The organism is Lysinibacillus sp. KU-BSD001 (genome assembly GCF_042920265.1).
Lineage (GTDB): Bacteria > Bacillota > Bacilli > Bacillales_A > Planococcaceae > Lysinibacillus_B.
On the sequence record NZ_JBDQZI010000016.1, the window covers coordinates 52,344 to 78,594 of the forward strand.

The window sequence follows — 26,251 nt, forward strand, 5'->3', positions numbered from 1 at the left end:
TCTACCGTTGACTGTTCAATTATAGGCTATCGCCGAAATCTTCGCGGAATTTTGCGGCTAATTGTTCTGGCCAATCTGTGACAGCATCTAATTTACCGAAGAAGAAGCGTAACACAGATGGTTCTTCTACGAATGCCATCCCGCCGATTAACTCGCGGTTGTCATATAACCAAGCGATGCGGTCTACAGCGTATTTTACTTGCGATAATGTGAATACGCGGCGTGGCATTGCCATACGTACTAATTCCATATGAGATAATGTTTCGTTACCGTTTTCATCGCGTTGCTCAGACATCGTCCCGCGCTCCATCCCGCGTGCGCCACTTGCGATATAAATAGCAGCCGCTAAAGCACCAGCTGGATACGCTGTTTGTGGCACGTGTGGTAAGAATCTAGAAGCGTCGATATGACAGCCTAAACCACCCGCAGGCGTGACGACTGGTACACCTTTTTTCTGTAATTCTTCGGACATGTAGGCGATGAATTGAGGACCTTGTGAAATGTATTGCTCATCCATTGTTTCTTCAAGACCTACTGCGATCGCTTCCATTTCACGTACAGACATCCCACCGTATGTTAAGAAGCCTTCGTATAATGTGATGTACTCGCGCATTAATAAGTAATCTTCTTCGCTATTTGTACAAATACCGCCACCACGAGCAAACCCTAATTTACGTGCAGAGAAATACAGGATATCTGCTTGATCAGCTAGTTCACGTGTAATTTCACGGATGGATTTGTCCTTGCAAGATTCTTCACGCTCTTTAATGAAGTGTAAGTTATCTGCTAATAAACTAATATCGTATACAAGTTTCAGATTATACTTATTACATACCGCGCGTACTTGCTTTAAGTTTTCAAGTGAGTGTGGTTGCCCCCCGATTAAGTTCGTGCCTGACTCCACACGGATAAAGGCGATTTTATCTGCCCCGCGCTCTTCGATTAACGTTGTTAACTTCTCAATATCCATATCTCCTTTGAACGGATCTTCGGATACTAAGTTTAATGCTTCATCTTTAAATACTTCTTCTACCGCCCCGCCGTTTAATGTCACGTGTACTTTTGATGTTGTGAAGTGGTAGTTCATCGGGACTGTTGTGTCAGGTTTGACATACACTTGTGAAATAATGTTTTCACAAGCACGACCTTGGTGTGTTGGTAAAAAATATTTTGTACCGAAAATTTCTTGGACTTTGCTTTCTAATTTTGTGAATGTCGCTGAACCAGCATAGCTATCGTCTGCCTCTAGCATTGCGGCTTGTTGACGGTCAGACATCGCATTGACACCGCTATCTGTTAGCATATCCATGTAAACGTCTTCATTTTTTAATAAAAACGTATTGTAACCCGCTTCTTTCATCGCTTTTACGCGCTCTTCGACAGGTGGTAAGTTTAATTTTTGTACGATGCGTACTTTGTGCATTTCTAATGGAATCGTTTCGCCAGAATAAAATTTAATTGTCATCGTTTCTTTTCTCCTTTAACGCTTCAATGCTTCTATGCGTCGATGTAATGAATTACCAACTATTGTACACTAAGAAAGAACTTTGTTGTTCGAAAATTCAGTTTTCTAAAAATAACAAAAAATGAAGGCTTCCGAAATTTTCGGATAGCCTTCATTGATTTCGTTGTTATTTACGTTTGGATAAGCGGCCTAAAAGGAAGGCGCCTGCTGCCACTGCGAGTAATGTGTTTGTTTTTTTGTTAAACACTTGTTTTGTGACAAGGTTGATATTTTGCGGACGCTCTGCAAGACGGCGCATAAAGTAGCCGTACCAATCTTCACCAAATGGTACATACGTACAGAAACGATAGTGGTTAGCAAGTTCTTTTTGCATATCTGTACGGAAACCGTAGAGCATTTGGAATTCGAACTGATCGTTTGAAATGTTGTGGTCAGCGACGAATCGTTTCACATGGTGAATAATATTATGGTCATGTGTCGCAATGGAAGTGAACTTACCATGTAATAAGTGGTATTCGATTAACTCTAAGAAATTGATATCGATATCTAGTTTATCTTGGTACGCCACTTCTTCGGATTCCTGATAAGCGCCTTTGACGATGCGAAGACGACAGTCTTTCAACTGCTCAATGTCTTCTTTGGAACGGAACAAATACGCTTGAATGACCGTTCCGACATTATCGAATATTTTGTGTAATTCTTTTAACATATCGAGTGTTGGTTGGAGTCGCTCGTAATTTTCCATATCTAAATTGACGAAAATATGATACTGCTCGGCATACTCCACGATTTCGCGTAAATTGTCATAGCAAAAATCGATGTCGATATCTAAGCCTACTTGAGACGGTTTTACTGAAATATGTGCATGTAATCCGTATGTGTGAATGGCGTCAATGACGTCTAAAATTTCATCCTTTGCTTTGATTGCAACGGTTTCATCAACAACAAATTCCCCGAGCCGATCAATCGTTGCTTCAATGCCACTTGCGTTTAATTTTTTGACGCTATCAATCATTTCTTGTACGTTTGTCCCTGCTACAATACTTTGCGCGCCTAGCTTTAAGCCGTATTTTTGAGCCGCTGTGTTGAGCAGTTCGTTTTTCGATAAGTTCATCAATACATCCCGTAATACCATCTAGAACCCCTCGCTTTCTTTCCCTAAATTATAACATATTAGGGTGTAGCCCCTGCTATTTTTTCAACACATCGATTCGCTGCATACGCTCGTTAAATAATGTCGGATAGACGAGGAAGCCTAAAATCACACTCGCTAACGTTGCACATGTTAATAGGGCAAAGATAATTAAAATTTGAAATTGTACCGCTTGTACGGGATCGGCACCCCCGATAATTTGGCCACTCATCATGCCAGGGAGCTGAACAAGCCCAATCGTTTTTTGTGCTTCAATCGTTGGAATCATACTCGCCTTAATCGCGCCCATTACATGACGATGTACCGCCTGCTTAGGTGTACCACCAAGCGATAAAATGAGTTCGATTTCATCTTCATTTGATTCAAGCTCTGCACGAAAGCGGTTTAAAAATAATACCGAAAGCACCATGGCGTTACCGATCATCATCCCGCTAATCGGGATAATGTACTGCGGTGTAGCGGGAACAATATTCAGTCCAAGTAGTACACCTTGTGTGACAAGTTCGACCGTAATTAATGTGATGGCGATTTTCCACGTAATGCCGGGAATGCCGACACCTTTTTTTCGGGCGTTTAACGTAGCGACGACAATCATCACCGTAATCATCAGCAAAATATAAATTGGGCTATCTGTTGCAAAAATAAAATGCAATACATAACCGATGGCGAGTAGCTGAATAATAGAGCGCACGGTGGCAACTGTAATATCTTTTTCGAGACCGAGCTTTAATGTTTTCGATAAGATAAATGGAATGAGGACAAAAATCAACGTCAGAGAAAGCGTACTGTACGTCATCGTACACCTCCACGTAAAAACTGCTGAATTGCAGGAATATTTGAGTGCTCGAGAATGGACACATCCCCACTTGCGATGAGTTTGCCGTCCTGCATAATCCAAGTGAAATCGCTAAGTGTCCGAGCTTGTTCAAGATTATGTGTAATCCAAATAATCGTGACGCCGTATTTACGGTTAATGTTTAAAATGAGCTCTTCAACTTCTCTTGTAGAAGTGGGATCGAGCGCAGATGTAATTTCATCGAGCAATAAAATATCAGATTGATTCACCAGTGTGCGCGCGATGGAGAGACGTTGCTTCTGTCCACCTGATAGTTCGGTTGCCTCGCGTGTTAAAAAAGAGGCATCTAAATAGACGTCCTCTAAAAAAGAGATGGCTTCCTCTTGTGGCAACGTCTTTTGTTGTAATTTTCGCGGTAGTGCTAAATTTTCATAGACGCTCGCTCGAATAATAGGGGAGCTTTGCAGTACGATGCCCGCTTTTCGTCGTAAATGTGTCGGTTCGTATGTATGAATAGCTTGCCCTTCGATGATAATTTCTCCGGCTGTAGGCGCAAGAAGACCGTTACACATTTTGAGTAAGGTTGTTTTGCCAGCACCGGAAGGCCCGACAAGTGTTGTAATGCGTCCTTTATTAAAGGTACCGGTAATGTTTTGCAAAATCAGCCGGTCTTTCACCGAAAAAGAAAGATTCTTTAGTTCGATTGCTTGTTCTGTCATTCCAATGAAGTCTCCCTTAATCTTTTTTTTTTATTATAACCCAAAAAAAGTACAGACGAAGCTTAGAGGAACTTCGCCTGCACTTGAAAACTTGATGAGGGGATCAAGCTTTCGAGCAATTATGTTTGAAAGATTTGGAGCAATGAGAAAGCTACACTTGTTTTTCTTTTACGTGTGTCCCGAGTGTTGTTAAGCGCTGTGCAAATGTATCGCTTTTACCACTCAAACCGCGGAATACATCTTGTTGGAATTCGTAGGCGTGTGAGCCGTGTTCAGCTATATCTAGGCCTTCAATTTCCTCTTCTCGTGTGACGCGTAATGGGACGAATAATTTAATCATGCTTAAGCTCACGGCTACTGTAACAGCCGTCCATGCGCTCACAGCTAAAACACCGATTGCTTGCACGCCTAACAATGTGGCACCGCCGCCGTATAGTAAGCCACCGCCACCCGCTACGTCGAATAAACCGACAGCTAACGTACCCCAAATACCGCACAGCCCGTGAACGGCTACTGCACCAACTGGATCGTCCACTTTTAGCTTCCATTCAATGAAGCGTACACCTTCTACTAAAATGACACCCGCTAATAAACCAGTAATGATAGCGCCTACTAAGCTTAAGTTCGCGGCACCTGCTGTAATGCCAACGAGGCCCGCTAATGCGCCGTTTAATGTGAGGGAGCCATCCATTTGACCGTAACGGAATTTTGTATAAAAAGCTGTTGCAACAATGCCAGCTGAAGCAGATAAAAATGTGTTAGCAATAACGCTAGGAACGAGTTCTGGATCGGCTGCTAATGTGGAAGCGCCATTAAATCCAAACCACCCTAACCAAAGAATAAAAACGCCTAATGCACCGAGAGGAATGGAATGACCGGGAATCACATTGATTTGTTTGCCTGCATATTTCCCTAAACGTGGACCGATCATCGCGGCTGCTACTAATGCCCCGACAGCCCCCGTTAAGTGAACGACCGTTGAACCGGCAAAATCGATAAAGCCTAAAGCTGTCAGCCAGCCGTCACCTTGCCACACCCAGTGACCAATAACAGGATAGATAAATAAAGTCATAATAACAACGATAGCGATATAAGCGGAGATATTTGCGCGTTCTGCAACAGCACCAGAAATAATGGTTGCACATGTTGCGGCAAACATGGCTTGGAAGACGAAGAGGGCGATGTCGTCTACACCTTGTAAGGCGAAACCAGAAGTACCGATAAATCCACCAGCGGTATCACCGAACATGATTGCATAGCCTGCTAGGAAATAAACAATCCCGCCAATTGAAATGGTCAGTATATTTTTCATTAAAATATTGATGGCGTTTTTGGAACGTGTAAAGCCTGCTTCTACCATGGCGAACCCAGCATGCATAAAGAATACTAAAATAGCACCAAGCATTACCCAAACTAAGTTAATCGAAAGTTCTAACGCTTCCACTGTCATCTCAATCTCCTCCTTTAATCAATGGCCACAGAGCCAACTTCTTTTGTCCGAATACGAATGGCCTGTTCGACGGGGTAAATGAAAATTTTACCGTCGCCGACTTGACCTGTGCAGGCGTCCCGTAAAATCACATCTACAATGGCTTGCACTTTTGCGTTATCTACTACCATTTCGAGTTTTAGCTTTTGTGAAAATTCCATTGAATATTGATTGCCACGGAATAGTGCTGTGCGCCCTTCTTGACGACCGCAGCCTGCGATTTCAGAAATGCTTAGTCCATCGATCCCTTCTTGTGCTAAGCCTTCACGCACCGCAGCGAAAACTTCCGGCCGGATAATGGCTTCAATTTTTTTCATGCTCAACAACTCCTTATGTTAGGTTAATTAACATGTTAAAGGGTGCAGAAGTGAAAATCAATAGTTGTATGTCATAAAAACTTACATGTATTTTCGATGGGATTTATCGCATTGTGAGATATAGTGATCAACTGTTGATGGCATTAGGATAAAAAAGAAAGTGTAGGTAGAAGAAATCGTAGTGAATCGGTATTTACATGAAAAATATGTAACAAAAACTGACAATCGGAAGTGGGCTGAGATGTTTCATGCCTTGTAACGGATTAAATGGTGTATACTAGGACTAATTATGTTTCGGAAGAAGGGACTTTTTTTAATGAAAGCAAGATATGAAGACGATAGCTTAACACTGCACACAGATTTGTATCAAATCAATATGGCGGAAAGTTACTGGGCGGAAGGTATCCATAATCGGAAAGCGGTATTTGAGTTGTATTTCCGTAAATTGCCATTCGGGAATGGCTATGCGGTATTTGCAGGACTGGAGCGCATGCTCGACTATTTAAAAAACTTCCGCTTCACAGCATCGGATATCGCGTATTTACGTGAAGAACTAGGGTACAAAGACGATTTTTTAAATTATTTAAAAGATATTCGTTTTACAGGTTCGATGTACTCCATGGTAGAGGGCGAGCTGGTCTTTGCGAATGAGCCGATTGCTCGGATTGAGGCACCGTTAGTAGAAGCGCAGCTAGTGGAGACGGCCTTGTTGAATATTGTCAATTTCCAAACGTTAATCGCTACAAAAGCGAGCCGTATTAAACAAATTGTAAAAGATGAGGTAGCGATGGAGTTTGGTACGCGTCGTGCGCAGGAGATGGATGCAGCGCTTTGGGGAGCACGTGCAGCCGTAATCGGTGGCTTTGAATCGACGTCGAATGTTCGAGCGGGGAAACGTTTTGGTATACCAGTAGCAGGTACACATGCTCATGCGCTTGTCCAAGCATACAAAAATGATTATGATGCGTTCCATTCGTATGCAAAACGTCATCGTGATTGCGTATTTTTAGTCGACACATACAACACGTTAAAATCGGGTGTGCCAACCGCGATTCAAGTAGCGAAGGAATTAGGGGATCAAATCAATTTTATCGGGGTTCGTTTAGATAGTGGCGATATTGCCTTCTTATCAAAAGAAGCCCGTCGTATGTTAGATGAAGCAGGATTCCATGATGCTAAAATTATCGTCTCAAATGATTTAGATGAGTATACGATTTTAAACTTAAAAGCACAGGGCGCGCGCGTCGATATGTGGGGCATTGGGACAAAATTGATTACCGCTTACGATCAACCAGCTTTAGGTGCGGTATATAAAATGGTGTCGATTGAAAATGAAAAAGGTGAAATGGAAGATACGATTAAAATTTCTGCCAATGCTGAAAAAGTAACGACACCAGGATTGAAGCGTGTTTACCGTATTATTAACAAAACAAATGGTAAATCAGAAGGCGATTATATCGCGATGGCAGATGAAAATCCGCAGGCAGAAGAGCACTTGAAAATGTTCCACCCTGTGCATACATTTGTCTCGAAATTTGTGACAAACTTTGAAGCGAAAGATTTGCATGTAGAAGTCATTAAAGACGGTAACATTGTGTATGACAATCCATCGCTGTGGGAAATGCGCCAGTATGCATTTGATAATTTAGAATTATTATGGGACGAATATAAACGTTCACTCAACCCGGAAGAGTACCCAGTTGATTTAAGTCAAAAATGCTGGGACAACAAAATGCTTAATATTCAAGAAGTGCGTGAAATGGTTGAAGTGATGGAAAAACGATAATTTGAATGAAAAGGAGCGGTGTGTGATGTCGAATCTACAAAAGCGAATTATCGAAGAGTTACATGTATTACCGAAAATTAATGTAGAAGAAGAAATACGTAAATCCATTGATTTTATGAAGGCATATGCCGAAAAACATAGCTTCGTAAAAGGCTTTGTATTAGGTATTAGTGGTGGACAAGATTCCACCTTAACAGGCAAGCTTGCCCAATTAGCGGTGAATGAACTAAACGAAGAAGCGGGCGAAAAGAAATATGCATTTATGGCTGTACGTCTTCCGTACGGCGAGCAAGCAGATGAACAAGACTGTCAAGATGCGCTTGATTTCATTCAGCCTGATCAAATTTATACCGTGAATATTAAAGGCGCGGTCGATGCGAGTGTTCGTGCGTTAGCAGACGCGGGTGTTGCGCTAAGCGACTTTGCTAAAGGGAATGAAAAGGCGCGGGAACGGATGAAGGTACAGTTCTCGATTGCGGCGATGAATAGTGCCGTTGTCCTTGGCACAGACCATGCAGCAGAAGCAATTACAGGATTCTTTACAAAGTTTGGGGACGGTGGCGCAGATTTAATGCCAATTTTCCGTTTAAATAAACGTCAGGGCAGACAAATGTTAGCGCACCTCAACTGTCCTGAACATCTTTATTTGAAAATACCGACTGCTGACTTAGAGGAAGAACGACCATCCTTACCAGATGAAGCGGCGCTTGGGGTCACGTATGAGCAAATTGATGATTATTTAGAAGGAAAAGAAATCCCGAAAGAAGCACGTGAAGTGTTAGAGGGGCATTATGTACGTTCGCAGCATAAACGCCACTTACCGATTACTATATTTGATGATTTTTGGAAATAAATAATGACTTTTTGCCGTGCTAGAAAAAATCTAGTGCGGTTTTCTTTATTTATAGGAATATTTGTCGATACAAATACCTAAGAACAATAGAGAATGGGGGGATGGTGCAATGAGAACATCGCGTGTTAGTATGGCCGCATCAAGCACCTATCGCAATGCGAAACGCTATTTAGAAACGGAAGAAGCATTTATTTTATTTAATGATGGCAGTTCACTTGAGCATTTCAATGAGCGACAGCAAAAAAAGCAAAAGAAGCAGAAAAAAACACCGGCCGCTAAACCCGTGCTCGTCAATAAAAAACAGCATGTATTAATTAAAGGAATTCAGTTTGATGCAGATACAGTGACGATAGTACGTAATCACTTATTGCACCAATCGCTCAACGTTAGCTACCTTAACAATATGAAACGTCGTCATCATACGTATCGTACGTCTATATAATCACCTGGACCATTTGTGTTTAGGTGATTTTTTTATTGTTAGCGAAGAACCCCATCGTATGCGAGCAAAACGAAGAGGTATCCGGTCATAAAAGGGGTGAACGAGTAAAACAAAGGCGTATGCATGCAAAAAGCCGAAGTATGCGGTCAAAAGCGTCGGCTATCCGAGCAAAACAAAGGGGTATCCGATCATAAAAGGGGTGAACGAGCAAAAAGGTATACTTATGCGGTCAAAACCCAGCCGTATGCGAGCAAAAAGGTATAATATGTGGTCAAAAATCACAGTATGTGAGCAAAACCCCCGGCTATCCGAGCAAAACGAAGGCGTATCCGGTCATAAAGGGCGATAAAAATAAAAAATGGAAATATTTATAAAAAGTTTTTCAAACATTTCACATCAACTTTCATTTTATTTCACAACTACCTAGTAAAGTAATAAGTAGATAGGATATGAATGAAAAGGGGTTTAAAACATGAAAAGATTTAAACATGTACTTGTCGCAACAGGTATCGTAATGGCACTTGCTGCATGTGGCAATGAAGAAGTTTCCAAAGAAGAAGAGACAGCAGCACCACAAACAGAAGTAGAAGAAGATGCATCGACAATCGTGAAACAAGAAGAAGTAGCATCACTAGTAGACCCACGCTTACAAGAGCCAACAGAGGATACAATTTGTGAAATGTGTAATATGAAAGTGTACACAAAAGAGCATGAACTCGGTGTATTCTCAGCACAAGCGATTAAAGCAGACGGTTCGATCGCTTTCTATGATGATATCGGTTGTTTATTAAATGCTGAACTCGCGAATAATGAAGAAAACGATAAATATGTACGTGACTACAACACATTAGACTGGGCTTTAGTGGAAGATGTGACAATCGTCAAAACAGAAATAAAATCACCGATGAACTGGGGTTACATCTACTTCGTGGATAAGGCAGATGCGGACAAATATATTGAAGAAAATCCAACAGCGCATGTAGAAGAGCTACAAACAATCAAAGATGCGGCGAAAAAACGCCGTGAAGAAAAGATGAAAAAAATGGCTGAAGAAGGTTCAACAGATATGAATCATTCAGATGAAGGTCATATGGATCATTCAACAACAGAAGAAGACCATAACCATTAATCCGAGGCGACTAGAAGAATTTCTTCTAGTCTTTTCGGCGTTATGTGAGGTGAGGGCATGAAAAAAATCGTTTGGTTGCTTTTGTTACTGTGCATCACGGGTGCATCGACAGGAGCCGCGCAAGTAGTGGATTTGCAATCGCAAATTGATGCAGCGGAAGAAGGAAGTGTCATCCAACTTGAAAAAGGTGTGTACGAAGGAAATGTTATCATCACGAAATCCATCTTTCTAGAAGGGGAGAACGGGACCGTTATGAAGGCGCATGCTGATACCCCTGCTATTTTGATTGAAAACGCTAGTGATGTCGCTGTTCGCGGTATCGACATTGAGACGCTTGGGACAGGGGTTACGGTACGTCGCTCGAACGAGGTCAAGCTTTCTAACATCAACATGCGCGGTGTGGATACAGGCGTCCAAGTGTATAATTCGCAACAGTTGCTAATTAGCTCCCTTGCAATTGAGGGAAACGCGAAGCATTATGCGAAAAAGGGAAATGGAATTGGGATTTATAATAGTGCCTCCATTGAACTGTTCGAAAACACGATCAATTCCGTACAAGACGGCTTTTATATTGAAGGTGTACAAGGTATTACGATTCACGACAATACGGTGACGAATAGTCGTTACGGCACCCATTTTATGTATAGTGAGAACGGTGATATTCGCCACAACATGTATACACAAAATGTGACGGGGCTCATGGTCATGATGACGGAAGATATCCAGGTGAAACAGAATGATGTGTCTTATCAGGATGGCTTTAATGGGACAGGGATTACGTTATATGATACGAAAAATACACTACTTCAATCGAACCACATCGAGGGCAATCGCATTGGGGTGAGTGTGCAAAAAACGGTGGATGTAGAGCTGTTAGAAAATACGTTTCACATGAATCAAACGGCACTGGAATCGGTCCGTTCAGAAGAGTCGAATACAGCGATGCAAAATCAGTTCGTGGGCAATCTTGTCAATGTTCGCTCGGATCAGCAAGGGTTGCATTTAGTCAACAACTATTATGATGATTATAACGGCATTGACTTAGACGATAATGGGACAGGGGACGAGGCGTATGTGGCGTTGCAAAGCTTTGGGCAATGGATGGTGCGAAAGCCGGTGTATCAGTATTTCATTGAATCCCCGAGTGTCGTGCTACTCAATACGATTGATAAGCAAACAAACACCACATCGAAAGTGTTACTCGTCGATGAATCGCCTGCAACAATGAAAAATCAAGGACCTACCACATCGTTCCAGCTGCAGTTACCACAGCTCGTGATCGGATTAGTATTACTTATTGGATGTGTAGTCGTATATAGAAGGAGTGTCAGAATATGAAATGGAAATGGTTCATCTTAATGGCAGTATTATTACTTGTAGGTTGCTCAGAAAAAGCGTATGAGCCGAAAGAGGTAAATCCAGAAACTGATATTTGTAAAGTATGTAATATGAGTATCGCGCATGAGGACTACGCAGCACAGCTTGTGTTTAAAAATGGAGACTATGAAATGTTTGATGATATTGGTTGTTTAATGGAGTTTCTAGAAGGTACGGAAGAATCGGAAGTGGGCGCGATGTTTATGAAGGATATGACGGACAACGAATGGGTGGATGTCAAAACAGCTACATATATTTACTCAAAAGATTACTGGACACCAATGAACTACGGTGTGCTAGCGTTTAAAACGAAGGAAGAAGCAGAGCAATATATGGCGAGTGAAGGCGACGGGGAACTATTAGCATTTGATGATTTAAAAACATTTAATTGGGGCGTTCATCATTGATTCAACGTATGTTCATCACACTTGAATGGCGACAAATGCTTCGTAGTAAATGGCTGTTACTCGTCGCACTTTTATTCGCAGTTGTCTTTGTGGCCATCGTGATGATTCAGCAAATGGCGTTACCTGATGTAGAAGGGTTTACGCGTCAAACGGCGTCCTTTTTAAACTTATTATTATTTTTACTGCCGCTTTTTGCACTAACAATCGGCAGTATGAGCATCGCGGGGGATATTGAATCGGGCTGGTTTTCGCTATTAAAAACATACCCGCTGACACTTTCGCAATATATTATCGGGAAATTTATTGCCCTATGTGGCGCGTTCTTCTTTATTATCGCATTTGCATTCGGTGTGGTGCTATTGCTCGGTGGCGTGTTAGGCGGTGTACGTTTACCGCTCGCCTTTATTGTGTTAGCGCTTTGTTTAATCGTTATTAGTGCAGCATTATCGATTTTTATCGGGAGCGTCGCGAAAAACCGGTTATATGCACTGGCGATTTCGCTTGTCGTGTGGGCGTTGTTATTACTGCTTCTATCGTATATGTTAATGGCGGTTGGCACGCTTGTTGCTGGGCATGTATTGCAAAAGCTCACGATTGTGATGATGCATATTAATCCAGTGGAATGGCTACGCTTTGCCTACTTTGTGTTAGCCGATCAAGCAACGGTACTTGGGCCAACATATTACGATATTATCGCGTTCTATGAATCAGGGCTAGGGATGGTCGTCTTTACTGTTGTGACCGTCGCATGGGTTGTCGTACCACTCATGGCTAGCATTTATGTGCTACGGAAAAATGGGGTGAAGAAATGATTGTACAAGCGCAAGGATTGAAGCAAGTATACGGGAATGGGCGCGGTTTACATGAAGCGACATTTGACATTCCAAAAGGGCGTATTATTGCGCTGGCAGGCGGTAATGGAGCAGGGAAAAGCACGCTCATTCGCATGCTGACAAAGCAAGAAATGCCGCAGCAAGGGCAGCTTATTTGGCATGAAGCGAAACCCATTCGCTATATGCCAGACGATGTCGACTTTCCGAATACATTAACAGCAGCGGAAGTGTTGAAACTATTAGCCTCGTTAAAGAAAGCAACAACAGAAGAGCAACACCATGTCTTGAAACGAGTGGGATTATTCGAAGTACAAAAACAAACAGTACGCCACTTTTCAAAAGGGATGCGCCAACGTCTGAACTTAGCGCAAAGTTTGCTTGGTGGGGACGGTTTACTTATTATGGATGAACCGACAAACGGTTTAGATCCGTACTGGATTGCAGAACTTAAAAATATTATTCGGGCAGAAAAAGAACGCGGGAGTACGATTATTTTTTCGACGCATATGCTGTCGTTTGCGGAGCAACTAGCAGATGATGTCATCATTTTACATGAAGGTTCGGTGCTCGTAGCAGGAGAGCTACAACAGTTATTGCAAGAACACGGCTTCACGGAGCTAGAACAGTTATGGCTATCGAAAATTGGGTTAAGTGAAGTACAACCTCATCAATAATTTTCACCTACACAATCCATACTAGGCTTTGAGGTGAACGATGCTATGCCAATGTTAAATATAAAAGGAAGTCATATGTATTATACGGTCAAAGGTGAGGGCATACCGATTGTGTTGATCCATCCGCCATTACTGACAAGCGCCAATTTCATGTATCAAGTAGAACAGTTATCGAAAAAGTATAAAGTCATTACATTTGATATGAGAGGACACGGCAGAAGTGTCTATTCCAAACAACCGCTCACCTATTCGCTCATTGTGGAAGATATGATTTGCTTATTAGATGCGTTACAAATCGAGAAAGCGTTTATCGGTGGTTATTCAACAGGTGGCACGATTACGCTCGCGTTTTTATTGGCGCATGCGGATAGGGCATTGGGGGGCATTGTCATTAGTGGGATGTCAGAGGTGAAGGATGTCTGGCTAAGGCAACGTATATCGGTCGCGGTAACATTAGCGAATCGTAAGACACTACCCTTTTTATCACGTATTATTGCACGGGGCAATGCGAACAATCGACAAATGTTTAGGAAACTGCACAGAGAAGCGATCTGTGGTCATGCTCGGAATATTAGGCAATATTATGAGTATAGTGTGAAGTATCGTTGTACGAGCGAGCTTCAAAACATTCAGGTACCTATTTTGCTTGTGTATGGGACAAAAGATAAATCATTTCATCCATATGCCCGTATGTTACATGAAAAGTTACCATCTAATGAGTTGGTTTTTTTAGCAGTACATCATCAAATTCCGACAAAGGCAGCGGCTACATTAAATAACGAGATCGATGCGTTTATTTGTAACAATAGTGTTTAATGGTCAGCGTTGTATGGAATGATATATGCCTTAAAGGGGTGTTCAGAAAACGGTCTGAACATCCTTTTTAATTATTAAGGGAATTATAACATTTCGCATTGTGGATAATGGTTGTGGAAAAGAGCATCTACGTCTAGGCGAAAGCGCCATCCCCTCGCGACGCTTCGACTCCCTCCTACGTGTGGCAAGCACACTTGTCGGGGATGAGCAGGCACTTTAGCGCTTTTGTTCAAAGATAAGAAAGTATAAAATTTTTCTAGTTTAAAGAGTGTCTAGCTCCAGCGCCCAGCCCCTCGTGACGTTTCGAAAGTCTCTTCGTGTGGCAAGCACACTGTGAGCCTTTCTCCAACGCATGTCGGGGCTAGAGAGGGCGCTTGCGCTTTTCTTAATGGCCCACCTAAAAGTGACAAAAACCCCCCTCTTTCCCTGCGAAATGTGTATTTCCCCAACGGTTTCCGATTCCCATCTGCCAAGGAATTTCTATATGATAAGAAGAGCGTTTTCAGGCATCAAACGTGGTATAAGTTGTATTCCACAAGTGTTTTCGTTATGCTTACATTAGTTTGAAAAATGCAAAAAAATGTTATTTAACGCTGAGGAGGTTTATCGATGCAGCAACAAATACAGGCTGTCATTCACAATATAGAAAAAGTCATGATAGGAAAACGTGACATTGCAGAGCTCAGTATTGTCGCGTTATTAGCAGGTGGACATGTCCTGCTAGAAGACGTACCTGGTGTCGGAAAAACGATGATGGTGCGGTCGCTCGCAAAGTCGGTTGGGGCGGATTTTAAACGGATTCAATTTACGCCAGACTTACTGCCATCAGATGTAGTCGGTGTGTCGATTTATAACCCCAAGACATTACAATTTGAATTTCGACCAGGTCCGATTGTCGGGAATATTATTTTAGCGGATGAAATTAATCGGACATCCCCAAAAACACAAGCGGCATTACTAGAGGCGATGGAAGAAGCGTCAGTCACAATTGATGGGGAAACGCTCGACATTCCGAAGCCATTTTTCGTGATGGCGACACAAAACCCGATTGAATATGAAGGGACGTATCCGCTCCCAGAAGCACAGCTAGATCGCTTTTTACTGAAAGTGAGAATGGGATATCCGACAGCACAGCAAGAGATTGAAATACTACGCCGTGCAGAAAATAAAAAGCCGATTCAAGAAATTACATCGGTGATGACGATTGATGAACTACGCGAGCTACAGCACGCTGTACAGCAAGTATATATAGAAGATGGTGTAAAAAGCTATATTATCGATATTGCAAGAGCGACACGCCAGCATCCAAGAGTGTATTTAGGGGTGAGTCCACGTGCATCCATTGCGTTGATGAAAGCAGCGCAAGCGTATGCGTTTATGCAAAACCGTGACTTCGTTAAGCCAGACGACATCAAGTATTTAGCGCCGTTTGTGTTTAGCCATCGTTTAATTTTAACACCTGAAGCCCGCTACGAAGGAATCCAGCCGGAACAAGTCCTAGCGCAAGTGATCGAGCAAATTTTTGTGCCGGTGAAAAGGTTTACGGATTCATGAAAGCAGCAGTAAAAATGATGCGGCAAACTGGCCGTTTTTTTACGGTCATCGGTTTACTCGTGTTCACATTTTGTTTTGCGATGTTCCAAGGGGGCTTTGTTAGTTGGTTTATTTTCTTTACGGTGTTACCTTTCTTGCTGTACTCGCTCGTGCTCGCGGTTATTCCGCTACGTATTGACAATGTAACACGTGATATTACACCAGCAACACGAGAGCGCGGCGACACCGCTACGATTACCGTCCGTTTTGACAATAAGTCGCTTTTCCCGTTTGTTTTCCTTGTCATACGGGAGCTTGATATGGATGAGCGGTTTTACCATATCGCGGGCGGGCGTTCGAGCAACTTATTTTTAGTCGGCTGGAAGCGACATTTCGAGTGGACATATGAGCTAGAAAACTTGCAACGCGGGGAGCATATGTTTTCAGCTTTAGAGCTGACCGTTACAGATTTTTTTGGTTGGGTTGTTCGAAAAAAAGTGATTGAACAACCAGACCGCTTGCTCGTGTATCCGAAAACGGTTGATATGCCGTATACTTCGTTGCAAATGCAGTATGACCAAGGTGCTGTCGCAACGAAATATGCCATTGTGAAGGATACGACGATGGTGACAGGGGTCCGCGATTATCAACCAGGGGATCGTTTCTCTTGGATTCATTGGAAGTCCTTTGCGAAAAACGGGGAGCTTCGTACGAAAGAGTTTGAGGATCGACAATCGCAAAGCTTATTTTTGTATATGGATTGTGCCACAACACAGCACTTTGAAGAAATGGTCGAATTGACAGCGTCGATGTTAAAGGCGATTGTGAAAAGGCATGGCGATGTCGCCTTCTTGTCGGAAGCGGAGCGTTGTATATTTTACCCAGCGGTACGAACGGAAGCCCAATTCGAAAATGTAATGCAGCATTTAGCGAAGGTTACCCCAAATGCGGAATCTTCCATAGATATGCTACTGCGCAATGAACGCCAATTAAGTAATTCGATTCTTCTTTTCGTAACGGGACACATAACGGATGAGCTGAAAACATTTTTAATGAATAGCTCAAAATATGCGCGTGCGGTTGTCTGCTTTGTTGTCGTATCGACGGAACAATATAAAGCACAAAAAGGCGCAGCGCCACGCTTTATGAATGCGAAAGTCGTCTATGTCACGAAAGAGATGTTCAATCATGCCTTCGCGGAGGTGAATAAGCCGTGAAAAAAGATGTGATGCAGTATGTAGAGTTAAGTTTGTACTATGTCATTCTATTTTTTATTTTACGTGAATGGTTAGTGCCTGTTGTCGAATTAACATCAACAGGACATTTAAATTTATTGTTATTGTTTATTGTTTTAGCGTTTGTGTTAAATCTATTTCAAGCACCGATTGTTGTATCGTGGCTCGCAAAATTTACGTATATTGCTTGGTTTGTTGTGCATGTCTATAGTGAGGAAAAACTATGGAGCGCGGCAGGCTTACAATTTTTACAGATCGATATAAAGCGTAACGTAGAAGTAGTATTCGCGGGGCAATGGGAGGGCGTGACCGATCCATTCCGCTCGGTGCTCTTTTTCTTGCTCATTTGGATGCTCATTTATTTAATCCATCATTGGCTAACTGTCCGCATGACGATATTTTATTTCTTCGTCTTAACGGTATTTTTCATTGCGACACTCGATACGTTTACATCGTATAACGGTGCAGCGTCGATTGTGAAGGTCGTGCTGTTAGGTCTGATTATGACCGCCTTCCTGTATATGAAACGTTTAATCGTTGAAACAGGAACTTCCTTTGCGTTTTATAAATACATGCGCTACATTTTACCGATCACCTTGGCAATTGGTGTCGTAGGGATGGTTGCCATTTTACTACCGAAAGCAGCACCGCAATGGCCAGATCCAGTACCGTATATTAAAAGTTTATCAGGCACTGCTGGTTCGGGTGGTACGTCTATTTCCAAGGTTGGGTTTGGAGAAGATGATAGCCGTCTTGGTGGATCGTTTGAAGGCGATGATACGGTCGTATTTTATGTACACGCACCAGAGCGTCAATATTGGCGCGTGGAAACGAAAGATTTATACACGGGGAAAGGCTGGGAGTCGACGTCCGATCTATATTCCCTTTTTGAAATTACAGATAGAAATGTTATGAATTCGGTCGGCTATAATGAGCAAGGCGATTGGAAGCGTGCGGAGGTATTTCCAGCGGTCGTTGATAAGGCTTATGTATTACAACCGTATGGCATTAGAAGTTTTCACACTAGACAGAGTGATATTACACTGCAGTTCAATCGCATAACGGAACGTCTAACAACAAAATTAGGCAGTACCGATACACCTGTAGATAGTTATAGTATCGATTATAGTACGCCAGAATATAGCTATACCGAGCTGAAAACGCCGGTGCCAGCGTCGGAATTAATGACTATGGACGAGCGTTATTTACAGTTACCAGCTGAATTGCCAGAACGTGTACGCCAATTAGCTTTTGATATTACACAAAATCATCAAACCGGCTACGATAAAGCACGGGCAATTGAGCAGTATTTTAAACGAAACGGCTTTACGTATGACACAAAAGATGTGGCCATCCCAACCGAAACGCAAGACTATGTCGATCAGTTTTTATTTGAAACGAAAATCGGTTATTGCGATAACTTCTCGACATCGATGGTCGTCATGCTGCGCTCCATCGGCATCCCAGCACGCTGGGTAAAAGGTTTTGCCAATGGGACGGAAACAGGACGCTTTAACGAGGAGTTACGTGTTTTTGAAATTGAAAATAATGACGCACACTCTTGGGTGGAGGCGTATATCGACGGCGTGGGCTGGATGCCATTTGAACCGACAATTGGCTTTGTCAATCAAGCAGATATTAACTTTGACATGGAAACAACAGAGTCAGAGGAATTATTACTCGAACAAGAGAAAGAGCAACAAGAGCTGAAGGAACAACAAGTCGAGGAACAAGCGGTACAACAAGAAAAAGCCAAAAAGCAACAAAGCATTAGCATTGATTGGAAGTGGCTTGTGCTCGCACTACTCGCATTAGCAGGCGTCGGTTATGTATTCTTTAAAAATCGACGGAAGTGGTTCGTGAAAATGCATGTCAACAGACAGCGCCGACAACCGACTAACGCGACAACGCTCCAAAAATCGTATAAAGTGTTGTTGAAGCAACTGGAAAGTGTTGGACTCAAACGAGGGTCCAGTGAAACATTGCAAGCTTTCGCTACACGTGTAGACGACTATTTCGGTACGGACGATATGTCTAAAATTACAGATTTACATGAAAAAACAATTTACAGTAAAGACATGACGCACTTTAATTTTGATGAAATTAAAGAAAGTTGGGAATATTTAATCAATCGCACAACCGGTTGATTTTACAGGGATTAAAGAGTAAAATTTATAGAAAATCAATAATCACTGTGCCTTCATATAAGTCCGATAATACGGTTCGGATGTTTCTACTAAGTTACCTTAAATAACTTATCTATGACGGTAGGCTGTCGCATGGACTAAATGGACAGCCTACCTTTATATACTTGTAGATGAACGCGGGGATGTATTCTTTCGCGTTTTTTTATAATAAAGTGTTTAATTGTGCGATGCAGCACACAATAAGCTAAACGGCGAAATCTAAAGGAATAGATGGAAGCTACTAGCCAAATTAAACAAGCTTTTATACATGAGGCAATCAATATTAGAAGAGGTGGAAAACGTGTCAACTCCTTTATTAAAAGAGCAACAAAAAGTGGTCGTGCTTGATTTTGGTAGCCAATTTAACCAATTAATCACACGTCGTATTCGTGAATTTGGTGTATTCTCAGAATTACACCCACACACAATTACAGCAGATGAAATTAAAGAAATGAACGCTGTCGGGATCGTCTTCTCAGGTGGTCCAAACTCAGTATATGACGACAATGCCTTCAAAGTAGATCCAGCGATTTTCGAACTAGGTTTACCGATTTTAGGTATTTGCTATGGTATGCAGTTAATGGCTCATACAAACGGTGGAAAAGTAGAAAGCGCAGCAACGCGTGAATACGGGAAAGCTGAATTAACAGTGACAACAGATAACTTATTATTCGGCGACCTACCAAAAGAGCAAGTTGTATGGATGAGCCATGGTGACCACGTAACAGAAGTACCAGCTGGCTTTGAAGTGATCGCAACAAGCGCATCTTGTGAAATCGCAGCAATGGCGAATGCAGAGAAAAAATTCTATGCAGTACAATTCCACCCAGAAGTACGTCACTCTGTATATGGAAATGACTTACTGAAAAACTTCGTATTCAATGTATGTGAGGCAAAAGGCGACTGGTCAATGGCTAACTTCATCGAAATCGAAATCGCTAAAATCCGCGAGCAAGTAGGCAACAAGCAAGTACTTTGCGCATTATCAGGCGGCGTTGACTCTTCGGTTGTAGCGGTATTAATCCATAAAGCAATCGGCGACCAATTAACTTGTATGTTCGTAGACCACAACTTAAACCGTAAAGGTGAAGTAGAGCAAGTTATGAAAACTTTCACAGAAGACTTCGATATGAAAGTGATCAAAATCGATGCACGTGAACGTTTCATGAACAAGCTAAAAGGTGTGTCTGATCCAGAACAAAAACGTAAAATCATCGGGAACGAATTCATTTACGTATTCGATGAAGAGTCTGCAAAATTAGAGAACATGGACTTCTTAGCTCAAGGTACTCTTTACACAGACATCATCGAATCAGGTACAGCAACAGCGCAAACAATTAAATCTCACCACAACGTAGGTGGATTACCAGAAGACATGAAGTTCGAGCTAATCGAGCCACTGAACACATTATTCAAAGACGAAGTACGTGCTCTAGGTTTAGAGCTTGGTTTACCAGAAGCAGTCGTATGGCGTCAACCATTCCCAGGTCCTGGTCTTGGTATCCGTGTACTTGGTGAAGTAACAGAAGAAAAATTAGACATCGTACGTGAAGCAGATGCAATCCTACGTGAAGAAATCAAAAACGCAGGTCTAGAGCGCGACATTTGGCAATACTTCGCTGTATTACCAGACATCCGTTCAGTAGGCGTAATGGGCGATGGCCGTACGTACGACTACGCAATCGGTATCCGCGGCGTAACATCCATCGACGGCATGACTTCTGACTGGGCACGTATCCCTTACGACGTACTAGAAAAAATCTCAGTACGTATCGTTAACGAAGTAAAACACGTAAACCGCGTGCTGTATGATATCACTTCGAAGCCACCAGCGACGATTGAGTGGGAATAACCTGCTACTATTTAACTATAGTTGTTAGGCTATAAACACAGTCATATCAAGGCTTTAAGGCTGTTTTTCAGTGAGTGAAGTTGTTTTTCACCTACTACTATTCATAATAGAAATTGAACCCTCTTTTATTCGTGAGTTTTGCGAATGGAAGGGGGTTTTTTGGTGACTAAAATTTTAGAGCTAATAGATGATTTCAAGCTCAATCAACAAATTCAAGGACGGAAACCAAAGTATGTAGAGATGTGTATTTGGCGACTGACAAGGTGACAGGAGTTTATGAAAGATGAGCTAGGAAACCCGCCACAAAATTTATTTTTTAAAGAAGTAGCTAAAGAAGTAGCTAAAGAAGTAGCTAAAGAAGTAGCTAAAGAAGTAGCGTATCTATGTAGCGACTATACAGGGATTAGTAAAAGACTGTGCTTTTCCATTTAGAATCAAGCTGTTACATTCAAAGTGGAATAAGCAATACATCTAATAGTTAAAAAGTTTTTGATAGGTTTTGAAATTCAAAACGAATGATAGAGTGAACGGATCTTTCGCGAAAAACGTTTTGAAATGAGGTGTCATATGGACGAGAAAATAATTTCATTAATTAAATCAAAACAAGAAAAAGGTATTAAATTGTTACTTGAACAATACGGGGGACTCATGAAAGCTATTGCACTCAAATATCTGGCTAGTAGACCTCAAGAATTAGAGGAAACAATGGCAGATATAACGATTGCTATTTGGTATCATATCGACGACTTTGATTCGAGGAAAAACACATTCAAAAACTGGGTAGCAGCCATTGCGAAATTTAAAGCAATCGATGCTTTACGAAAATTAGAGCGACAAGTTCCTACAGCAGAGCTACAAGATAATTTACCATTGCTAGAATCTAAACAAATCGACTGGCAAATAGTGCTGAATAGTTTACCTATTGAAGAGCGCCAAATTTTTGAAAGCTACTATTTTAAAGGGAAATCAACGACAGAAATAGCAGAGCAATTTCAAAATAAACCATCCTGAATCCACAATAAATTATCACGAACAAGAAAGAAACTTAAAAATCAAATATTAAAAGGGAGGTTGTAAAAATGGGGGTTTATAAAGAGTTAAATGAAATCGAAATTGATTTAGGTGAGTTTGAAGAAGCGACATTTACAAAATTAGAGAAAAAACGTGTACACAAACTCGTGAAAAAGAAGTTGAAATTAGTCAAATCCAATAAAGGAGTGGGCGTTGCAGCATCAGCGCTTGCAATCGGCTTATTAGTCATGAATCATCAAACGATAGCCAATACGCCGTTCATTGCAGCATTACTAGAAGATTGGGGAGTAACTGAACGAGTCGATTGGTCATCTTACAAAACAGTGATTGGTGAAACGCGTACGACAGAAATGGGCGATTTAACATTAAATGAAGTGATTGTTAACTACGATAAAATTATGATTAGTGCAACATTTGAAAAAAATGAAGCGACCGCTTTTTCTTATCGACATCAATTAATGCCTACTGTCATCATTAATGGTGAAAAAGTTGAAACAGAAGGGACAGCAGCACAATCGATTGCGCAAAACAGTTCAATGTATACAATCTATAGTGAGATTACATTAGCTGAGCCAGTAACGGCTGCCAATTTTGATGTACAAATTGCGTATGACAAAATGCATACAGCAGAGACAAAAACGCTAGAAGGTGAAACACTTGAACAGCCGTGGGTATTTGACATAAAGGCTTCTCAGCTTACTGTCCAAAATGAAACAACGGTACATGATTTACACCAAACGATACAATTACAAAATGACGAGAAATTAGTAATTAATCGAATTGTAACAACTCCAATTTCCACAACAATTTTTTATAGTGGGTTTTCATCGGATCGCTCACCGAATATCCTTCTCTATGATCCAGTAGGGAACCGTTATCACTGGAATTCTGCATCTGGCAATGATGATGGTACGGGGGAAATCCATTATACAGGTGCATCCTTTGTAGAGAGTGCGCTTTATATCCAAGTTTTCTCTAATTCCACAGAAGATGATGCAATCAGTGAAAAAGTAAAGATTTTAAATTAATTTTTGATTTATCAGTACTAGGCATCCACACAAATTTAAAGGGGTGTCCGAGAAGTCATTCTGGGGACATCCCTTTTAGGGGGAGAGTCCCAAAAATGTGGATTTACAACAGTAGTAAGTAAAGAAATATCCCCAAACGGCGCTTTGGTAACTTCAAATTCCATTTAACCAATAAAAACCATATATGTTATTATTGAATTGTTATTTAATAATGTTAAATGGGGTGGGAATGTTGAAAAAATATTTTTACATAAGCATTTTACTAGGTGCATTTGCTTTATCAGGCTGCACTGATGATGAAGTTGATAACAAAGAAGTGACAGAAGAATCGTCTCCTGCTGAGCAATCAACAGCAATTAATAATGAGGTTAATGCTACAAAAACAGAAGAAGCAGCGCCGATTCCTTTAAATTTAACGCAAGAGCAAAAAGAAGAATATTATCAAAAATATGTAGCTATTATAGAAAAAGTAAATGCAGAAAATAACGAGGAATCTGAACTAGAGTTGGAGCCTATAACGGCATTTCTTAATGACTATTGGATTGAAGTAGATGAATTTGAAAAGCTAGCAAAAGAAAGAGCCAATGCGTCAATTATTGTTTTAGAAAATAAGGAACGCTATCATCCAGCGGAAGTACCAAAGACAGTGACGTTAAAAATGGGTTCGAAAAAAGCGAACATTATTTTTGAAGGTTCTTTTGATACACAATTAAACGAAAATACACCAAAAGGAAGACAACTATTTTCGGTATTTAACGGTATTTCTTCGGAAGCAGCGGACGCTAATGGAAGTTGGACTCAACTGGACTATGATGAATCGTTAGTTGATGGTGCTACTGTATATAATATTGCAGTGGGAGGCAAATACTCGCAAAGTGGTATTATTTCTTCACATATCATAGAGATGGAATTTCATTGTAATGAAAATGGTGCAATTAGTTAGAAATACCAAGAATTATAACAGAATTTTACCGTTGTATAAATTATACAAAATAAGCCCCGAAACGTTCCCAAATGAAAGCTGGGTAACATATCAAACAGCGACAAACACTGATTTAACAGTGTTTGTCGCTGTTTTTATTAGAAAATAACACTCTGAGACGCTGTGAGAGATTATTTTAAAGAGGACTGTTCGATTCACTTGTTCTAAATGGCCGTAACATATAAATAGACTCTCAATGAAATGTTACCAAAGGACGCTTCGGGAAGATTATGCCTTTATTTTAGAAACTTATAACAATTAATTTCGTTACTCTTAGAAATAGAAAATTGTTGAAGGAGTGAAAATGATGAAAATATTTAAGGTTTTTGTATTTTTTATAATGATTGCATTAGCTATTATAATTGCAGAACGTGGAATGATTTATTATGTGTTTTCAACATCAGACCAGGTATATCCAACTCATTATCCGCTATATGAATTATCACCATTTGTTCGCTCTGGAGTATCAGCTGCTCTAGTGATGGCATCTTTATGGATTACATACAAAGTAATGCAAAGTCTATCATTCATTAAAACTAAAATGAAAAAAAATCCTTATTAAAATGTTTATCGAGATTCAGAGGGCTTTAGTGCAAAAAAGATTTATAACGTATACATAAATGAATCTAATAAACGTTCCCAAACAAAAGTTTGGACATACCCCAAGAAGCCACGAATGTTGTTACAATAAACGGTTTTCGTGGCTTTTTGTATGAACATTCTTTATACAGCTTTTTATGCAAGAAGCGCAAATACTTGATATATCAATATTTACACGTGTATAGCTTACCGTTTAGTGTGCATAAAATTATGCATATTTCTTAGCGTTATAAATCCGTATTTTTCGGCCTGTACCCCTGTATGTTAAAATAATCCTATTATTACCTTGGGGAGTGAAAAATATGAAGCGAATGCCATTTGAACCGCCAACAGAACATTATAATAAGCATATTGAAGAAATAGATGAACAAATATGTAATTTAATTAAAAAACGAAAAGAACTCTCAAATAATAATCCTGGCTTTCCTACTAAACAACTTATAACGGATTGGTCAATAAAATATAATTTTTATGAGGATTTTCTAAATAGTGTTTTTGCGCATTTCTTAAATGAAGATATGTATAAACCTGTTGTAGAGCCGATAGGATATCTTAAAAATATACCGATATTAAAGTCATTTGAAAATAATGATATATTTTATTCGGTAACCTTTATTCGTCAGTTCGAAAACGCAAGTGTAGTTCATTTGAATATTGACAGTATTTCTACTAGTGACGTGTCTGAATGGCATCAGAAAGAACATACCCATTTTGAACTCTCAGTAGAAGGCGAAGAAACTCATTATGATTGTCGGAATGAAGGGGGAGGAGGAACTGTTGGTCATGAAACCTTTACTTTCATTGTTTCGCCTGCTTTACCCGATGATATCTCTACATATAAATTAGTCTTTAAAGAATATAAAATGCCGTTCCAGAAGCCAACAGGTTTTGAATTTGTTATTTAAGAAGGCGATTAATTCGTAATTAACACCCCATCTTTTCATTAAAGAATCAGGTAATGTAGAATAATGGAAAAAATTAGAGTTGATTCTCAAACTGGGGAATCGACTTTTTTATGTTTATAAAAATTACAGCAGACTATAACAGCTTCGTTAAGTATTATAATTTAAAAATTAAACGCTCTTTTAGCTATTCATAAAAAATAACTAGAATATTTTTTAGTTAAAGTTAGCGACTTGATTGATGTCTTTAAAATGAATCAGCAAATTTAAGGTCGTAAAGATAAGTTTGGCTATGAATTTTTCACTAATATATGAGATATTAGGCAGTATACTAATAAAGTCAAAAGGTTTACTTCAGTAAAATAGGGTATATTATATTTGTTGAATAGATTCTCTTTAAAGACAAGAAAAGTAGGTGAACAAAGTGGGGAAATATCAATTGGATACTAAAGGAAAGATGGCTGTGACAAAGTATCATGAAAAAAACAAGCCTGCCCAATTTGATAAAAAGCAGCAACTTGAAAAAATACGTGCAGAGTATTTGAAAAAAAAGCAAGAACAAACAAATAAATAATATGAATGAAAACATAGGAAGACAAATCTCCCTATGTTTTTTCTTATACAAATATGTGGATGTCATTGATG

General features: G+C 40.5%; 26 protein-coding genes and 1 riboswitch. Of the genes, 20 read left to right on the top strand and 6 right to left on the bottom strand.

The annotated features are described in order from the left end of the window. Positions 1–19 precede the first annotated feature (19 nt). From AAGS61_RS18155 to AAGS61_RS18180, 6 genes are all read right to left on the bottom strand, one after another. On the bottom strand, positions 20–1,465 hold the full coding sequence (locus AAGS61_RS18155; RefSeq protein ID WP_391375184.1) for a tryptophanase: 1,446 nt from the start codon (positions 1,463–1,465) through the stop codon (positions 20–22). 166 nt (positions 1,466–1,631) lie between these two features. Next, positions 1,632–2,600, bottom strand: coding sequence for a proline dehydrogenase family protein (locus AAGS61_RS18160; RefSeq protein WP_391375187.1), 969 nt, complete (start codon positions 2,598–2,600; stop codon positions 1,632–1,634). Positions 2,601–2,655: 55 nt separating this feature from the next. Beyond that, positions 2,656–3,414: an ABC transporter permease gene (locus tag AAGS61_RS18165; RefSeq protein ID WP_391375190.1), complete on the bottom strand. Its 759-nt coding sequence runs from the start codon at positions 3,412–3,414 to the stop codon at positions 2,656–2,658. After that, positions 3,411–4,133 carry an ABC transporter ATP-binding protein gene (locus AAGS61_RS18170; protein WP_391375193.1) on the bottom strand — a complete coding sequence of 241 codons (723 nt, stop codon included), beginning with the start codon at positions 4,131–4,133 and terminating at the stop codon, positions 3,411–3,413. Before AAGS61_RS18170 ends, AAGS61_RS18165 begins: the two co-directional genes overlap by 4 nt. Positions 4,134–4,284: 151 nt before the next feature. Continuing rightward, entirely contained in the window at positions 4,285–5,583 is a 1,299-nt protein-coding gene (locus tag AAGS61_RS18175; RefSeq protein WP_391375196.1) for an ammonium transporter, read from the bottom strand. A 14-nt stretch (positions 5,584–5,597) separates the two neighbouring features. After that, positions 5,598–5,939 carry a P-II family nitrogen regulator gene (locus AAGS61_RS18180; protein ID WP_391375199.1) on the bottom strand — a complete coding sequence of 114 codons (342 nt, stop codon included), beginning with the start codon at positions 5,937–5,939 and terminating at the stop codon, positions 5,598–5,600. Between the two features lie 316 nt (positions 5,940–6,255). On the opposite strand from AAGS61_RS18180, the gene AAGS61_RS18185 reads away from it, so the two are divergent. The 20 genes from AAGS61_RS18185 to AAGS61_RS18280 all read left to right on the top strand — a co-directional run bounded on the left by AAGS61_RS18185 (position 6,256) and on the right by AAGS61_RS18280 (position 26,180). Continuing rightward, on the top strand, positions 6,256–7,725 hold the full coding sequence (locus tag AAGS61_RS18185; RefSeq protein WP_391375201.1) for a nicotinate phosphoribosyltransferase: 1,470 nt from the start codon (positions 6,256–6,258) through the stop codon (positions 7,723–7,725). Positions 7,726–7,750: 25 nt separating this feature from the next. Next, positions 7,751–8,578, top strand: a complete 828-nt coding sequence (nadE, locus tag AAGS61_RS18190) for an ammonia-dependent NAD(+) synthetase (protein ID WP_391375203.1) — start codon at positions 7,751–7,753, stop codon at positions 8,576–8,578. A 109-nt stretch (positions 8,579–8,687) separates the two neighbouring features. Then, positions 8,688–9,020 (top strand): hypothetical protein, encoded by a 333-nt coding sequence (locus AAGS61_RS18195; RefSeq protein WP_391375206.1) that lies wholly within the window; start codon positions 8,688–8,690, stop codon positions 9,018–9,020. A 472-nt stretch (positions 9,021–9,492) separates the two neighbouring features. Beyond that, positions 9,493–10,149, top strand: coding sequence for a nitrous oxide reductase accessory protein NosL (locus AAGS61_RS18200; RefSeq protein ID WP_391375208.1), 657 nt, complete (start codon positions 9,493–9,495; stop codon positions 10,147–10,149). Positions 10,150–10,206: 57 nt separating this feature from the next. Next, positions 10,207–11,487, top strand: a complete 1,281-nt coding sequence (locus tag AAGS61_RS18205; protein WP_391375211.1) for a right-handed parallel beta-helix repeat-containing protein — start codon at positions 10,207–10,209, stop codon at positions 11,485–11,487. After that, positions 11,484–11,933, top strand: a complete 450-nt coding sequence (locus AAGS61_RS18210) for a nitrous oxide reductase accessory protein NosL (RefSeq protein ID WP_391375214.1) — start codon at positions 11,484–11,486, stop codon at positions 11,931–11,933. Before AAGS61_RS18205 ends, AAGS61_RS18210 begins: the two co-directional genes overlap by 4 nt. Then, positions 11,930–12,745 (top strand): ABC transporter permease subunit, encoded by an 816-nt coding sequence (locus tag AAGS61_RS18215; RefSeq protein ID WP_391375217.1) that lies wholly within the window; start codon positions 11,930–11,932, stop codon positions 12,743–12,745. The genes AAGS61_RS18210 and AAGS61_RS18215 overlap by 4 nt, the downstream gene beginning before the upstream one ends. Then, on the top strand, positions 12,742–13,440 hold the full coding sequence (locus AAGS61_RS18220; RefSeq protein WP_391375219.1) for an ABC transporter ATP-binding protein: 699 nt from the start codon (positions 12,742–12,744) through the stop codon (positions 13,438–13,440). Before AAGS61_RS18215 ends, AAGS61_RS18220 begins: the two co-directional genes overlap by 4 nt. Positions 13,441–13,485: 45 nt before the next feature. Continuing rightward, a complete protein-coding gene (locus tag AAGS61_RS18225; protein ID WP_391375221.1) occupies positions 13,486–14,256 on the top strand; it encodes an alpha/beta fold hydrolase in 771 nt (256 codons plus the stop codon). 609 nt (positions 14,257–14,865) lie between these two features. After that, positions 14,866–15,810, top strand: coding sequence for an AAA family ATPase (locus tag AAGS61_RS18230; RefSeq protein WP_391375224.1), 945 nt, complete (start codon positions 14,866–14,868; stop codon positions 15,808–15,810). Next, positions 15,807–17,006, top strand: a complete 1,200-nt coding sequence (locus AAGS61_RS18235; RefSeq protein ID WP_391375227.1) for a DUF58 domain-containing protein — start codon at positions 15,807–15,809, stop codon at positions 17,004–17,006. Before AAGS61_RS18230 ends, AAGS61_RS18235 begins: the two co-directional genes overlap by 4 nt. Next, a complete protein-coding gene (locus AAGS61_RS18240) occupies positions 17,003–19,171 on the top strand; it encodes a transglutaminase TgpA family protein (RefSeq protein WP_391375230.1) in 2,169 nt (722 codons plus the stop codon). The genes AAGS61_RS18235 and AAGS61_RS18240 overlap by 4 nt, the downstream gene beginning before the upstream one ends. 33 nt (positions 19,172–19,204) lie before the next feature. After that, positions 19,205–19,306: riboswitch (purine riboswitch) on the top strand. A 172-nt stretch (positions 19,307–19,478) separates the two neighbouring features. Next, positions 19,479–21,062 (top strand): glutamine-hydrolyzing GMP synthase, encoded by a 1,584-nt coding sequence (guaA, locus tag AAGS61_RS18245; protein WP_391375234.1) that lies wholly within the window; start codon positions 19,479–19,481, stop codon positions 21,060–21,062. 276 nt (positions 21,063–21,338) lie between these two features. Next, on the top strand, positions 21,339–21,494 hold the full coding sequence (locus AAGS61_RS18250) for a hypothetical protein (protein WP_391375237.1): 156 nt from the start codon (positions 21,339–21,341) through the stop codon (positions 21,492–21,494). 135 nt (positions 21,495–21,629) lie between these two features. After that, the gene (locus AAGS61_RS18255) at positions 21,630–22,073 is read left to right on the top strand and encodes a sigma-70 family RNA polymerase sigma factor (protein WP_391375239.1); all 444 of its coding nucleotides are present in this window, start codon (positions 21,630–21,632) and stop codon (positions 22,071–22,073) included. Positions 22,074–22,141: 68 nt separating this feature from the next. Next, a complete protein-coding gene (locus tag AAGS61_RS18260) occupies positions 22,142–23,122 on the top strand; it encodes a hypothetical protein (RefSeq protein ID WP_391375241.1) in 981 nt (326 codons plus the stop codon). A 232-nt stretch (positions 23,123–23,354) separates the two neighbouring features. Then, positions 23,355–24,065 (top strand): hypothetical protein, encoded by a 711-nt coding sequence (locus tag AAGS61_RS18265; protein WP_391375243.1) that lies wholly within the window; start codon positions 23,355–23,357, stop codon positions 24,063–24,065. Between the two features lie 346 nt (positions 24,066–24,411). Then, positions 24,412–24,666 (top strand): hypothetical protein, encoded by a 255-nt coding sequence (locus AAGS61_RS18270; RefSeq protein ID WP_391375246.1) that lies wholly within the window; start codon positions 24,412–24,414, stop codon positions 24,664–24,666. A gap of 340 nt (positions 24,667–25,006) precedes the next feature. Beyond that, complete coding sequence (locus AAGS61_RS18275) at positions 25,007–25,609, top strand: hypothetical protein (protein WP_391375249.1); 603 nt, start codon at positions 25,007–25,009, stop codon at positions 25,607–25,609. A gap of 421 nt (positions 25,610–26,030) precedes the next feature. Continuing rightward, complete coding sequence (locus tag AAGS61_RS18280) at positions 26,031–26,180, top strand: hypothetical protein (RefSeq protein ID WP_391375252.1); 150 nt, start codon at positions 26,031–26,033, stop codon at positions 26,178–26,180. Positions 26,181–26,251: the final 71 nt, after the last annotated feature.

Coding starts and splice junctions, on each gene's coding strand:
- AAGS61_RS18180 (WP_391375199.1), bottom strand. CDS start 5,939: ATGAAAAAAATTGAAGCCATTATCCGGCCGGAAGTTTTCGCTGCGGTG.
- AAGS61_RS18165 (WP_391375190.1), bottom strand. CDS start 3,414: ATGACGTACAGTACGCTTTCTCTGACGTTGATTTTTGTCCTCATTCCA.
- AAGS61_RS18175 (WP_391375196.1), bottom strand. CDS start 5,583: ATGACAGTGGAAGCGTTAGAACTTTCGATTAACTTAGTTTGGGTAATG.
- AAGS61_RS18210 (WP_391375214.1), top strand. CDS start 11,484: ATGAAATGGAAATGGTTCATCTTAATGGCAGTATTATTACTTGTAGGT.
- AAGS61_RS18230 (WP_391375224.1), top strand. CDS start 14,866: ATGCAGCAACAAATACAGGCTGTCATTCACAATATAGAAAAAGTCATG.
- AAGS61_RS18235 (WP_391375227.1), top strand. CDS start 15,807: ATGAAAGCAGCAGTAAAAATGATGCGGCAAACTGGCCGTTTTTTTACG.
- AAGS61_RS18260 (WP_391375241.1), top strand. CDS start 22,142: ATGGGGGTTTATAAAGAGTTAAATGAAATCGAAATTGATTTAGGTGAG.
- AAGS61_RS18170 (WP_391375193.1), bottom strand. CDS start 4,133: ATGACAGAACAAGCAATCGAACTAAAGAATCTTTCTTTTTCGGTGAAA.
- AAGS61_RS18275 (WP_391375249.1), top strand. CDS start 25,007: ATGAAGCGAATGCCATTTGAACCGCCAACAGAACATTATAATAAGCAT.
- AAGS61_RS18220 (WP_391375219.1), top strand. CDS start 12,742: ATGATTGTACAAGCGCAAGGATTGAAGCAAGTATACGGGAATGGGCGC.
- AAGS61_RS18270 (WP_391375246.1), top strand. CDS start 24,412: ATGAAAATATTTAAGGTTTTTGTATTTTTTATAATGATTGCATTAGCT.
- AAGS61_RS18160 (WP_391375187.1), bottom strand. CDS start 2,600: ATGGTATTACGGGATGTATTGATGAACTTATCGAAAAACGAACTGCTC.
- AAGS61_RS18195 (WP_391375206.1), top strand. CDS start 8,688: ATGAGAACATCGCGTGTTAGTATGGCCGCATCAAGCACCTATCGCAAT.
- AAGS61_RS18200 (WP_391375208.1), top strand. CDS start 9,493: ATGAAAAGATTTAAACATGTACTTGTCGCAACAGGTATCGTAATGGCA.
- AAGS61_RS18185 (WP_391375201.1), top strand. CDS start 6,256: ATGAAAGCAAGATATGAAGACGATAGCTTAACACTGCACACAGATTTG.
- AAGS61_RS18255 (WP_391375239.1), top strand. CDS start 21,630: ATGGACGAGAAAATAATTTCATTAATTAAATCAAAACAAGAAAAAGGT.
- nadE (WP_391375203.1), top strand. CDS start 7,751: ATGTCGAATCTACAAAAGCGAATTATCGAAGAGTTACATGTATTACCG.
- AAGS61_RS18205 (WP_391375211.1), top strand. CDS start 10,207: ATGAAAAAAATCGTTTGGTTGCTTTTGTTACTGTGCATCACGGGTGCA.
- guaA (WP_391375234.1), top strand. CDS start 19,479: ATGAGGCAATCAATATTAGAAGAGGTGGAAAACGTGTCAACTCCTTTA.
- AAGS61_RS18250 (WP_391375237.1), top strand. CDS start 21,339: ATGAAAGATGAGCTAGGAAACCCGCCACAAAATTTATTTTTTAAAGAA.
- AAGS61_RS18155 (WP_391375184.1), bottom strand. CDS start 1,465: ATGACAATTAAATTTTATTCTGGCGAAACGATTCCATTAGAAATGCAC.
- AAGS61_RS18225 (WP_391375221.1), top strand. CDS start 13,486: ATGCCAATGTTAAATATAAAAGGAAGTCATATGTATTATACGGTCAAA.